This is a genomic window from Paenibacillus pectinilyticus (genome assembly GCF_001700435.1).
GTDB lineage: Bacteria > Bacillota > Bacilli > Paenibacillales > NBRC-103111 > Paenibacillus_E > Paenibacillus_E pectinilyticus.
Window position 1 is genome coordinate 24,267 of sequence record NZ_LYPC01000009.1, and the last position, 13,739, is coordinate 38,005.

10 protein-coding genes are annotated in these 13,739 nt (G+C 46.3%); all 10 read left to right on the forward strand.

Annotation, left to right across the window (positions count from 1 at the left end):
* Positions 1-75: 75 nt before the first annotated feature.
* The 10 genes from A8709_RS02030 (at position 76) to A8709_RS02075 (ending at position 13,737) form a co-directional block, all read left to right on the forward strand.
* Entirely contained in the window at positions 76-2,382 is a 2,307-nt protein-coding gene (locus A8709_RS02030; protein ID WP_065850538.1) for an ATP-binding protein, read from the forward strand.
* A complete protein-coding gene (locus A8709_RS02035) occupies positions 2,379-3,011 on the forward strand; it encodes a response regulator transcription factor (protein ID WP_065850539.1) in 633 nt (210 codons plus the stop codon). The genes A8709_RS02030 and A8709_RS02035 overlap by 4 nt, the downstream gene beginning before the upstream one ends.
* A 15-nt stretch (positions 3,012-3,026) precedes the next feature.
* Positions 3,027-3,965, forward strand: a complete 939-nt coding sequence (locus A8709_RS02040; RefSeq protein WP_065850540.1) for a polyprenyl synthetase family protein — start codon at positions 3,027-3,029, stop codon at positions 3,963-3,965.
* A gap of 207 nt (positions 3,966-4,172) precedes the next feature.
* Complete coding sequence (locus A8709_RS02045) at positions 4,173-5,669, forward strand: response regulator transcription factor (protein WP_065850541.1); 1,497 nt, start codon at positions 4,173-4,175, stop codon at positions 5,667-5,669.
* 1 nt (position 5,670) lies between these two features.
* Positions 5,671-7,413, forward strand: a complete 1,743-nt coding sequence (locus A8709_RS02050) for a sensor histidine kinase (protein WP_065850542.1) — start codon at positions 5,671-5,673, stop codon at positions 7,411-7,413.
* Positions 7,414-7,643: 230 nt separating this feature from the next.
* Complete coding sequence (locus tag A8709_RS02055; protein ID WP_065850543.1) at positions 7,644-8,561, forward strand: ABC transporter permease; 918 nt, start codon at positions 7,644-7,646, stop codon at positions 8,559-8,561.
* A gap of 25 nt (positions 8,562-8,586) precedes the next feature.
* Positions 8,587-9,468 (forward strand): carbohydrate ABC transporter permease, encoded by an 882-nt coding sequence (locus tag A8709_RS02060; RefSeq protein WP_065850544.1) that lies wholly within the window; start codon positions 8,587-8,589, stop codon positions 9,466-9,468.
* 56 nt (positions 9,469-9,524) lie between these two features.
* Positions 9,525-11,153, forward strand: a complete 1,629-nt coding sequence (locus A8709_RS02065; RefSeq protein ID WP_065850545.1) for an extracellular solute-binding protein — start codon at positions 9,525-9,527, stop codon at positions 11,151-11,153.
* Between the two features lie 92 nt (positions 11,154-11,245).
* A complete protein-coding gene (locus A8709_RS02070; RefSeq protein WP_065850546.1) occupies positions 11,246-12,781 on the forward strand; it encodes an ABC transporter substrate-binding protein in 1,536 nt (511 codons plus the stop codon).
* Positions 12,778-13,737: a pectinesterase family protein gene (locus A8709_RS02075; RefSeq protein WP_141692388.1), complete on the forward strand. Its 960-nt coding sequence runs from the start codon at positions 12,778-12,780 to the stop codon at positions 13,735-13,737. The genes A8709_RS02070 and A8709_RS02075 overlap by 4 nt, the downstream gene beginning before the upstream one ends.
* Positions 13,738-13,739 lie beyond the last annotated feature (2 nt).

Sequence of the window (13,739 nt, forward strand, 5' to 3'; positions counted from 1 at the left end):
GATTTAGCTCCCTCTTTAAAGTAGTAGTGTACACCAGCAATTATAGCAAAATATTGGAATTTAGGGGAGAGGTAATTGAAATTATTATCGAAGTTTAGTGTCAGTTTTTGTATCGTAATCGTCGTTGCCTTACAAATCTGGTGTTCCTTTATTACGTTTCATTATCCCTATAATGGTATCTATCTGGATCCAGCACGTACGGACGAGTGGGTGGTCATCAAGCTGGAAGCAAACAGTATGAATACGAATATTCATATTGGTGATAGGGTCATCGCCATTGATGGAAAGCCACCTGGAGAATCGTCTACGGTACGTAGATGGAATGTCGTAGAGAAGGCGGGCACAGTCGTTATTGAACGAGCTGGGAATGTAGAATTAATCGACTTAAGAACGACTAAACCTTCCGCATTAGATATTATTTCGCTCGCTGAGGAAATCGTATGTCTCTTCATGTGCGCTTTATTATTACTGCGTGAAAGTCGCTCACCGTCGGCGCGGTTGCTAGCCTTCTCCTTCTTGAGCGCTGCTCTTATTTTCATGAGCTTAGGTGCGTCTATGCGAGGCGACTTAATAGGCAAATTAATGATTGCCAGTTCGATGATGGTGCTGCCCATTGTTTTCCTGCATTTTCTTGTTGTCTTCTTCAAGGAAAAAGGGGATATGGAGTTACCCAAACGGCACTTTAAATACTTATATACCATTGCTTTACTGGCTTTTCTATCAAGGGTCTTATACTTCTTTCCTTCGATGGCTTTCGTCTATCAATATGACGGTTCGATCACGATGGGATTCTTCATTATTGTAATTTCCTTGAATATTGCACTCTTGGCGACACTCTTTGTTAAAATTAGAAAGGTGCAATCGCCACTTGCCAGTATTATCAAAAGTGTGTTTTATTCGTTGCTTATATCCTTTCTACCGATAATTTGTCTATCGTTTCTGCCGCAGCTTGTTGTCGGGGATTGGATCTTCGATCCGATTTATACGAGCTCGCTGCTGCTCATATTTCCGATTACGTTCTCTTATTTAATCGCATCGGATCAACTCTATGATATCGGACTCGTAGTCCGACGCGTTGTGTTTGCATGTTTAATGGCGGTTGTGCCAGTCAGTGTGTTTACAGGTGCATTTGCCGTTATCTTTCATGGGGAAACCAATGGTAAGCAACTGGTATTCGTATTCATCGGAACGCTGTTCCTGTTATCAGCGATGCTATATGCGGCCGAATATTGGACGACACGGCTTGAGCCCTATTTATTCCCGAGAAAGTACATATTGCAGTCGGCATTGAAAAAGATTTCCAAAAACCTCGGCACGATCTCGAGCTTTCGTGATTTGAAGGATATTATCCTTGTGGATATCGTGAACACGCTGCAAGTGACGGGCGGAGCCATTGTTTTTCGACATAAAAATGATATTGAAGTGATTTGCGAAGGTGAAATTGATACCGCAGAGATTCAACAATTGGTTAATTCATCCGTGGTCGTCAATCATCCTTACTATACCTTCATGGAAATGAACTGCCACGAAGAGTATACGAGCTATCTTATTGTGACACGCAAGAAGACGAATACGCGTATTGCCAAAGAAGAGATGCAGTGGCTGCAGCTGATTACCTCCTACTTGGAAGTAGGGATGGAAAATGTGTATCTCATTCGTAAGCTGACAGGCAGACTCCAGCAGATGGTTTCCCATCTTCCGCAGGAAGAGCATCTGTGGTTGCGCAAGGTGATGTTCGAGCTGCAGGAGGAAGAACGAATTCGCATTGCGACGGATCTTCATGATACGACGATGCAGGATTTATTTTTCCTGAAACGGAGATTAACTTCACTGGCTGAGAAGCCGTCGATGCGTCAAGAGGATCGTGAACAGCTCAACAGCATGAACAATTTCGTAGAAATGATTAATGCCAGCTTGCGCCAGAGCTGTTTTGAACTCAATCCGCATCTGCTGAAAGAAGTCGGTTTGAAACAAACGTTAAAGATGTTCGTCGAGAAAGAATCGTATACAACCCCTTTCGAAATTTCGTTCCGAGCGGAGCAAATTTCCGATATTGAAGGCAAGGATCTATCGTCCAAACGGCATATTTTCCGGATTGTTCAGGAATTACTTAACAACGCTAAGAAGCATTCGCAAGCCGCAAACGTTAGCTTCCACATGTGGGAAGAAGGAGCGTTCTTTTACCTAAGTTATCGCGATGATGGTGTTGGTTTTCATGTGAAGGAAGAAGTTGCCGTTGAAATTGCAGCGTCAGGCATGGGACTAGCCTATATGAGAAGCCGGGTGCTGCATATTGGCGGAAGCTTTGAACTGGAGACTGGAGAAGGCGAAGGCACTCATATCTTTATTACCATACCGATTGAGGAAGTGATGTCAGCATGAGTGAGATTGTCAAAACATTAGTGGTCGATGACCATCCTTTATTTGCGCGGGCGACGAAGTCGTTATTAGATGAAATTGATCGTATTGAGGTTATCGGCGTTGTCAGCAATGCGAAGGAATGCTTGGAGCAGGTTAAGCTGCAGCAGCCTGGGCTTGTATTTCTGGATTACCAGCTGCCTGACCAGACGGGGACGGAAGTTGCCTATCAACTGAAGCAATTATATCCGCATATTCATATTGTTATTTTTACAGGTATCGAGCTGGCGGGTATTTATAATAAACTCATTGAAATGAAAGTAAGCGGTGTTCTCTCTAAGGAGTCCAGTGAGCGCACGATCAAGAATATGGTGTATTGCATTCTGGATGGGTATACGATGATCCCGCTGTCCTTCTTTAATCAGATGCAATTGAACGAAGCGGATGCTGGGGAAGAGTGTGAGCTGCAAGAGGAAGAAGTCCTCATGATGAACATGCTGGTGAAAGGGGCCACGCATGAGCAAATTGCGGAGCGCATCTTCATGAGCAAGCGAACGGTTGATAATTACTTGCGCAAGATCTATGACAAGTGGGGCGCGAAATCAAGAACTGAGGCATTGGAGAAGTTTATCAAAAGTAAATACTATACTTGAAAGTAGGCGCTTTGCATGCAAGAAGTTCAGCAGCATATGGCTCGGATGATGGATGATTATATGTTTGATGAAGATTTAAAAATGCTGCTGCGCTCATGCATGTCTGACAATGAGACGGCGAGTCTCTCGTGGGCCAAAATCACACTTTGCACGCATGCCATGGTAGGCGGTCATTCTCCTGATATTCATCGTCGTGCGGCATTGACCGAGTTGGTTATTCTCATCCTCGATATCGTCGATGATCTCCAGGATCAGGATAATGCGAGTAAGCCTTGGATGCAAGTGGATTCCGCAAGCGCATTGAACGCCGTCTTAGCGCTTATTATGGGTGTAGTGGGTGAATTGGGCAGATTGCAGGCAAGCGGGAACATGCTGGTTGAAATCAGCAAAATCATCGCGAGATCGATTAACGGGCAACATAAGGATGTGACCAATGCCGCTTCAACCGTCGATGAGTATCTGTGGATGACCCAAGAGAAATCGGGCTCCTTGTTCCGATTGGCGTGCTTCATGGGCTATGCCGATGCGGATTGTGGGGAAGAAACGATAGAGCAGCTGCATCAGATGGCGGATTGCGTGGGACTTCTCCATCAAATTCAGAATGATATGCGCGATCTCGTTCGCTATGATGAGAAAAGCGATTTGATGGCGAAGAAACGGACACTGCCAATCTTGTATATTCTTGCGGTGGAAGACGAGGTCTTCTCACCGGTGAAGGCTTATTATGAGAGTGCGGTGACAGCGGAGTTCATGACTGAGAATCAAGACCAGATCAAGCGGTTGATTCATGACTCGGGCTGTTTGGAGTATGCACGTATTGTGCAGTCCGTGTGTGTCCAGAAGGCCAATGAGATTTATGAACAGCTGAAGGCTTTGTCGCCTTGGAAAGAGGATTTCCGTTCGCTCATGCTGGGCGATTTCATGAAGCTAGGTGTGGAGGTGGAACAGGCATAGTGCCTGTTCTTTTTTCTTTTGCTTACAGGATCATAAAAAAGTCACATGGAACGCAAAAATGTTGAATGTTCATCGTGAGCGGGGTCTGATAAAATTTAGATGGAGTCGGTATTGTCTAGGAGGAGTTCATCATGACTACACAGAGGTTCCAAGCAGCTGCCAAAGGTTTCCAAGGCATTATGGCCTGCTTAGAAAAGGAGGCAACCCTTGTTTCAGATTCTCATTGTTGATGACGAATACATCGAAAGAGAAGGAATTAAGCGGTTAATTCACAAATATAAGCTGCCCTTAGTCGTGCTGGAAGCAGAGAATGGTGAAGAGGCACTGGACATTTTACTTGCTCAGCCTATCGATATTTTATTAACGGATATCAAGATGCCTTTTATGGATGGTCTTTCCTTATGTGAGAAGGCTAGGGCGCAATTCCCTGACTTGAAAATTATGATTTTCAGCGCATACGGCGAGTTTGAATACGCGCAAAGAGCGATTCACTATCACATCTTCTCGTATCTGCTTAAGCCGATCGATGTCAATGATTTTCAGCGAGCGTTTACCGAGGTTATTGCGCTGTGCCAAAAGGATCAAGAGCAGGAGAAGGAGGAGCTGCTTCTAGAGATTATCCATCCTTCCCAGTCAGCAACAGGGCTTGCCAGCAAGCTAGCTTCGCTTGATATAGATTTTAATCAGATGTCGGTTCAAATGATCTTGATTGACTATGCGTCTTCCGTTTTTGATGTGGAGCATGATCGACTCCCTGGCATTTTGCAAGAAGTGGTTCCTGTGCCGTTCGATTATGTGAATTTAAACGAAAGTCAGAGTTTACTTTTTGTGCGATGGGATGATAAAGAGGATGAAGACGTGCTTCAGTCGCTAGGAAGCAGGCTCAAAGAGCGTATAGCGAGCGCCTACGATGAAATCTTCACAGTCGTGATGTCGAATCGGTTACATGCAGGAAATGATCTGGCCACGGAGTTCAAGATGCTGGAGAACATGCTGGACTATAAATTTTTCTTCCAGGAAAGCACAGTCATGTATTCGGACGAAAGTCAGGGGAAAGAAGACATCTCCAACACCATTCCGAAATTGATGGAAACGATCCATTGGCATCTGGACATGAAGGATGAATTTGGTCTCCGTCAGGGCATAGAGCTATTCTTCAAAACGATTGACGGAAGCGGGCAGCACTCTGCCATCTATGTGAAATACATGTGTATCGAGCTGGCTAAGAAGATTTGGGAAACGGCCGGCAATCAGGATAGTTACACGTTTAAATCCGTCGTCGAAACGATATTTGGCTGTAAGTCGTTGACGGAGCTGAAGGCACAGATTCAATCGGTTCTAGGTTTATTAAATAGCGACGCAGAGGTTCATAATCCGGAGTTTAGTAAGAAAGTGATCAAGGATATCCGCAAGCTCATCGAGGACAATTATCGATCAGATATCAGCTTGCAATGGATTGCCGACAAGGTATTCCTTACGCAGACGTACGTGAGTTATCTGTTCAAGAAGGAAGCAGGGCAAACCCTTGTAAAATATATAACGAGCATCCGTATGCATAAGGCAGCAGAGCTTCTCCACGGGACGAATCTAACGATCGCAGATATTAGCGGCCAAGTGGGATTCATGAATACGTCGTATTTTTGTAAAACATTCAAACAGTATCATGGGCAAAGTCCTGCCAAATTCCGTGAGAGAACAGGCTAATATGAGACTATTTCTAGCATATTTTCAAAATTTGAGATTCAAGCAGAAGCTCTTTATCTCTTATATTGTCGTATCCATTATTCCCGTCGTCGTACTGGGTTTGTTCTCTTATCACCAAGCTAGCTCCTTCCTGTTGCAGCAGGCGAAACAGAATTTGGACGGCGCTGTCAGTCAAATTGCGGAGACGATTAACTATCGGGCGAAGCAGCATGAAGCGATTATTAATTCGATCACGCAAAATGTCGTATTCAAACGGATCTTCATTAGTGATGACGGCAACTTTTCTGATCTGTATCGGGACTATGTGGATCCGTTTTTTAGCAACATTCTGGATTTCAATCGTGATATTTTACAAATATCGGTGTTTACAGAGAATCAGGCGATTCTCCGTGGCGAGTATATTCTGCCTCTCAGCTTGACGACCGATCTCCAATGGGCGAAGAACGGGCGGATGCCTTCAAAAGAGACCCAGTGGCACATTAAGAATGGCAAGCTCTTCGCTACTCGGCCGTTCGTCAGTGACGAGGAAGTGCCGCTAGGGAAATCCCCTGCCGTATTATACCTAAGTATCGATGCGGACAGTTTATTTCAAGGATTGGACGATATCAAAGCGAAGGCTTATGGCATCTTGATTTTAGATAAAGAGGGGCATCAGATTTTATCAAAGAACATGCATATGAGTGCGGACCTTCCGATAGAATCGCTGCAGACCGCCCAATTGACAGAGCGAATCGGTTCCTTCTCCATGAGTGCAACGGATTATATGTACATCACGGAGGAGATGGAGGAGCCGGGGTGGAAGCTGGTCTATTATACACCAAAGAATGGCATTTCCGTAGATGCACGGAGTATTGTGAGCGCCACAGCGCTGATTACTCTGATTTGCTTAGCCGGCTTGCTGCTCATTATATGGATGTTCTCGAACACGTTCGTCAAACGCATTATTAAGCTCAATAAGAAGATGTTGATCGTCGAAAATGGGAATCTGAAGATTGATGTGACAAGCCAGTCTAGAGATGAAATTGGCCAGCTCACGAATCGCTTCGGCAATATGCTTACCAACATTAATACGCTGATTGAAGAGGTTTATCAAAGTAAGATTACGCAGAAAGAAGCCGAACTCAAGGCGCTGCAAACGCAGATCAATCCGCATTTTCTCTATAACACGTTGTCGATCATTAATTGGAAGGCGCTAGAAATCGACGCGATGGAAATCAGTCAAATTACGAATACGGTTTCGCGCTTTTACCGAACGGTGCTCAATAAAGGGCGGGATTTCATTCCGGTTCGCTATGAACTGGAGAATGCCAAGGACTATATGCATATCCAAAGTATCATGCACAATTATCGCTTTGATTTTATCTGCGCGGTTGATGAAGAGCTGCTGCAATATGATATGATCAATCTGATTTTTCAGCCGATCTTAGAAAATGCCTTAGAGCATGGGATCGATAAGCTCCGCAAGGGAAGTGAGCGCGGCGTTATCCGTCTTCGGGGCTACAGGTCGGGAGATGATTTGGCGTTCTGTATCGAGGACAACGGGCCAGGGATGAGCAAGGAGCTAGCGGAAGAGGTCATTAAGCGAAATTCGGTCGGTTATGGGCTGAAAAATGTGCACGATCGCATCCAGATTCGCTTTGGTCAAAGCTATGGCTTGCGGATTGAAAGTGAACCGGGGCAGGGCACCCGTGTGTTTGTGGATTTCCCCGTTTATACAGCGGAGGAGCTTTCCAGTAGAGAGTAGTAATCAGAAAAATAGTCACATGGTGATGATGGAACACTTGTTTGGCAGGCGCGGCAGCGACCTGACTAAGCAGGTGTTTTTTTGTGCGCAACGCTCCCCTTACGACTGTATTGCCCAGCTATAACTTCCATAAGAAAGTGTTATATATCGCAAGAATGTTGGATATTTGCCAAGTCGCTTATGCGCTAGAATTTACTTATAGGATTACTGATTGAAAGGAGCTGGACATAGTGGGGGATAAGAAGCCGCTGCTGATCAAGCTGATTCGCAGAGATAAATTGCTTCTATTGATGTTTTTACCGGTCTTTTTGTACTATCTCATCTTTTGTTATTTACCCATGCCGGGAATTCTCATTGCCTTCAAAAATTTCACCCCAGGTCATGGTGTCTTCGGAGGCGATTGGGTAGGGCTCAAATGGTTAAGCCAATTCGTCCATTCTCGGTATTTCTGGCGGCTGCTGAGAAACACCTTTTTACTGGCGTTTTATCCGCTGGTCATCGGATTCTCCATCCCGATCTTCTTCGCGATATGCGTCGTTGAAATCAAGAATGGGCTCTTCAAGCGTTTTGCCCAAACAGTGACGTACTTGCCGCATTTCATCTCGACCGTTGTCATCGCGGGAATGATCATTAACTTCCTGTCTCCGACGGACGGTATCGTGAATACGATGCTAGCCTCGCTCGGTATGGCCAAAATAAATTTCATGATGGCCCCTGAATGGTTCCGTTCGATCTTTACGGTGTCGGGTGTTTGGCAAAGCTTCGGCTTTAGCTCCATTATCTACATCGCTGCCATTATGGGGATTGACCAGGAAATGTATGATTCCGGAAAGATTGATGGCGTTAACAAATTCCAAGAAGTGTGGCACCTAACACTGCCCAGCTTGAAGCCAACGATTGTCATCCTGCTACTGCTCTCCATCGGCGGCATTATGAGTGTGAATTTCGAGAAGGTGTACCTGCTTTACAATGGAGCGACTTACGAAACGGCGGACGTCATCTCGACCTATGTGTACAGACAAGGGATAGAGTCACAGAACTTCGGCTTTGCCACAGCGGTAGGGTTATTCAATTCCGTCATTAGTTTCATCTTAGTGTATGCGGCCAACCAAGCGAGTCGTCGTGTGAACGATATGTCTCTGTGGTAGCACCGCTGCAAGAAAGGAGGCCCTCATGGTGAAGTCATGGACGGACCGGAGCTTTTATGTAATCGTTTACAGCATTGTTATTTTAGCCATCATTGTCACTTTGTACCCCTTTATCTATGTCGTGAGCATCTCGATGAGCTCCGTGCAAGCCATAGACAATAAGCTAGTTACCTTTTTACCAGTAGATCTAAATTTCGATGGTTACAAAATGGTGCTGGGCTACTCGGAATTATGGAAATCGTACTACAACACGATTTGGTATACCGTCGTCGGGACGATCTTCAATCTGGCAGCCACCTGCTTGGCGGCTTATCCGCTTTCGAGGAAGACGTTCTTCCTCCGAAGAAAGCTGAACTTCTACATCGCGTTCACGATGTATTTCTCTGGCGGGTTAATTCCCCTGTACATGGTGATCACGGAGTTGGGGCTCTACAACACCAGATGGGCCATGATCCTGCCTGTGCTGGTCAGCACGTTTAACATCATGATCTTGCGATCAGCCTTCGAGAATATTCCAAACGAAATATTTGAGAGTGCGAACATGGACGGGGCAAAGGATTTCACCTTGCTATTCCGCATTGCGATACCGCTTACAAAGCCCACACTCGCGGTGCTGACCCTGTACTATGCCGTCGCACATTGGAATGATTTCTTCAATGCGCTCCTGTATCTGGGAAAGGCAGAGCTGCAACCGCTGCAAATTTTTCTCCGGAGAGTGCTCATTATGGCCTCGCCTGAAATTATGCAGAAAATGGGGGGCGAAACAGCGGCTAAGGCGCTTGCAGTTTCGACGCTGCAGGTACGCTACGTTTCGATTGTCGTCAGCATTTTACCCATTATTACAATCTATCCGTTCATCCAAAAATATTTCGTGCGCGGTATCACACTCGGTGCAGTCAAAGGGTAGCGATACCTTTGCTGGATAAAAAGTTAAGTTTCAACCATTTGGGGAGGGTTACGAAGATGAAAAAAACACTTAAAACCACAGCAAGTTTGTCTTTGATCACGGCTTTATTCGCACTACTAGCAGCAGGCTGTACAAGTGAAGGGTCGACGTCGCCTACCGCTAGCACAGATACCTCAATGAAGAAACCGGATGCGAGCGCTACAGCTGCACCTGCAGGTTTCGCTTATACAGGAACAGGGCCAATAACGGATAAAGCGGGCTCGCTCAAAATCCTCGCAACGAACGCTTGGACGAACAATGTCGACTTGAATCAAGCGCCTATCGTGCAAGAGCTCAGTAAACGAGCAGGCATTACAGTGAACTGGGAACTACTTCCTCCGTCCACGTATCAGGATGCGATTAGTCCGAGACTTGCTGCGGGCGCCGATCTGCCCGATGTGATCTATCAGCTAGATCTGGATCAGACGATGAAAAATATTCAGGGTGGTTTGTTCAAACCGCTTAATGATTACATTGATAAGTACGGCGTGAACATCAAGAAGCTGTTCGAGAAATACCCCGCGTTGAAAGCGAGCCTAACGACGCCAGATGGTAAGATTTACTATCTACCGCAGTTGGCCGTTACGAAGAACTATATGCCTACCTTTATGGTGAACCAGAGATGGTTAGATAAGCTAGGGTTACAGGATCCAACGACGTTGGATGAGTTCACGAATATGCTGCGCAAGTTCAAAACGGATGACCCGAACGGCAATGGGAAACAGGATGAAATCCCGTTCACGGTTGCACCTAATCAGCTGGCCAGTGCTTTTGGTCCTGTATTTGGCTTGGATTTAGCGAACAATTTCTATGCGGACAAGGACGGCAAGGTACACTATAGCTACTATGAGCCCAACTATAAGGAATATTTAACCTACTTAAATGGCCTCTATAAAGAAGGATTGTTGGAGTCGGATTTCGCCAGCGTCACAGCGGATCAGATCACGTCGAAGTTTTCGCAAAATATTACGGGCTCTACGTTTAACTTCAGTTGGTATACCTCCATGGTGTACAGCAAGCTGTTCAAGGATTATGATCCAACGAAACCGTTGATTAAAGGGATTGCGCCATTCAAAGGGCCGCATGGAGATCAATTCTACACAGGAAGAAACCCAATTACAGGTATATTCGGGATCTCCAAAAATGCCAAGGATCCAGAGCTCGCGTTCAAATTCTTAGATTATGCGAGCAGTGAAGAGTCCAAAGAGATGTATGTATGGGGTCTGAAAGGGCAAACGTACGATGTGGTTGATGGCAAAAAACAATTTACGGAGAAAGGCAAGGATAACGATTTCATTCAGAAATTTGGTATCAATCCTACCAATTTACCGATCGAGCAGTCTGTTGAAGCAACCGATGTACTGGTAGCCCCATGGCATGCTAAAATTGATAAAGAGATGGAAAAATATATTAAGGCACCGTTCCCATTCGTGTACGCGCTCAAAGAAGAGGCGGACAAAGAGAACACAGTCATGCCGGATATCACAACGTATGTGAATGAAATGAATATTAAATTTATAACGGGCAAGGAAAGTTTGGATAAATTTGATAGCTATATCAAGTCCTTGAAGAGCATGGGCGTTGAGGACGTTATCAAAGGCAGACAGGCACAATATGACCGTTATGTAACAGCTAGTAAGAAATAAACAAGGATCGTCGTTCGATGTCAAACACAGCAGCCTCTGATGGGGCTGCTGTGTTTATCCGTTTGTTGCGGCGAATAAAGGAGGTTTCCGTGATGAAAAGATCCACCTATCTCCTGCTTACGCTAGTGACTTGCGTACTTATTGTTGTGGCGTTGATGTATGGGAAGGGCGGAGGCCCGGGGCGCACATCGACAGCATCACCCGAGAAGTCGAAGACAGGCATACAGCCGACGACGCTGCACTTATTGTTTCCCTTGGAGAAGCCTGTCGCCCAAGATGAAGTCATACAAGCTGTTGAGGCTAAGCTGGCTAAGGACGGTTTGCCTATTAAGCTCGAATTTACGTATATTCCGTACGATCAGTATTGGAATAAGCTGTGGCTAAACGCCGCAAGCGGTGAGCCTTACGATATTGCGCTATCGGCATTCTCGAATATAGCAGATTTAGTGTCGAAGAAAGTATTAGCACCGCTAGATGATGCACTTCGCGATTACGGGCAAGCCATTGTGGCGAGTACACCGGATTATGCGTTCCAAGGCGTCACGATTAATAGCCATATTTATGGGATACCGCGGGTAATGCCGATTGCCGAGTTTCAAAGCTTCGTGCAAATTCGTGGTGATCTGAGGAAAAAATACGGCTTGCCCGAAATCAAGACGGTTGCCGATATGGATACGTATTTGGAGACGATTCATGTGAATGAACCGACCATTACGCCTTATTTTTACGATACGGGGCGTTTCTTGCTTAGAGAGTATGGCGATGTGGCCTTTTTTGCGGGCGGCTATCTGAATGCGCCTGTGTATATCGATCCGGCGGATCCTGAGCTAAAGGTAAGAGATACGTATGAATCGGACTTTTTCCTTCATATCATGGAGAAGATGCACGAATGGCAGAAGAAGGGCTATATTCCTTACGGCCCTTCGGATACATCGAAGTATCCAGATCCAGAGCTAGCTTTTAACTCGGGCAAAATTGCCGCTACCTGGAGTGTCGTCATGAAGCAAACAGAGCGAATTGATGCTTTCAAAGCGATGTACCCAGACGGAGAGCTGGAAAATGTGTATTTGCACCCCGAGAAGCCGAAGTACTTATTTACCGGAGCGGACAATATTCTCTCTGTCTTTTCGACCAGTCAGCATGTGAATGAATCTGTTGCCTTTCTCAATTGGCTGAGAAGCAGTCAGGAGAACTATGACCTCTTCACCTACGGGATCAAGGATGTGAATTATAAGCTGAAGGATGAGGCCATCGTGTATGAAGGGATTGATCCTAAGCATGCCTATAACCCCATCAGTTGGACGTGGAACGATATCCGATTTGCCCGGTTTAGTACATATATTTCCCCCGCGTACAGCAAGCAGCTGCGAAATTGGGATAAGGAAGCGATCGTCTCGCCAACGCTGGGCTTTGTGCCCGATCTAGCTCCGATCAAATCGGAAATTGCGCAGCTTAATGTGATCATTACGGAGTATTTACCGCTTTTGTATGATGCGAAAGTGGATTGGACAGCGACGATGGCAAGCTTTAGAGCCAAATTAAAAGATGCGGGAATGAATCATGTGATGACTGAAATTCAACGTCAATTTGATGCGTACCACGCAAGCCGAAAGGTGGATAAATCATGATAACCGTTGCCGCAGATGGAACCGGGGATTTCCTTCGGGTTCAAGAGGCGATTGATTCCGTGCCCGAAGGGCGGATGAAGCCGATAACTATTCTTATTAAAAGCGGTACTTATAAAGAAAAGATTTATATCGATAACCCGTGGATTCGTTTGGTTGGCGATGGGGCGGAAACGACGGTCATTACGTATGACGATTATGCGAATAAATTGTTCCCGAACGGCGAGCCGTATCATACGTTTCATTCGTACACGGCTTATATTGGTGGGGACCATATTACGGTGGAGGGGATCACGTTTGAGAACTCCGCTGGGAAAGGCGAGGTCGTTGGGCAGGCGCTAGCTGCCTATGTCGACGGAGACTGCGTCGTCTTTCGCGGGTGCAGATTCCTTGGACATCAGGACACGCTGTTTACAGGGCCGTTGCCACCGGAGCCGCGGGACCGCGCCAGCTTTGGCGGCCCAAGGGACGATGTGCCAAGAAGAGCGGTGCGCCAGTATTATGAGCGCTGCTATTTGGAAGGCGACATTGACTTCATTTTCGGCTCCGCGACGGCGGTCTTTCAGGATTGCGAGATCCGGTCGTTGGGCCGCGGTTGGGTCACGGCGGCTTCCACCCCAGAGGATGTGCCATTCGGGTATGTTTTTCGGGGATGTAAGCTGACTGGGGAGGCACCCGAACAATCAGTTGGATTAGGGAGGCCTTGGCGGAATTATGCGAAGACGGCCTTCCTAGATTGCTGGTTAGGGCCGCATATTAAAGCGGAGGGCTGGGACCGTTGGAATGAACAGGAACCGATAGATGAGGTTAGGTATAGCGAGGTTGGCAATGTGGGGCCAGGCGCTGTAAGCGGTGAACGTATCGCGTGGGCGACGTCGCTGAGTACGGTGGACGCGGCGAGGTGGACGGCCCGATATGTCTTGGCCGGCGAAGATGGCTGGGATCCGACGAACGCGTAGGG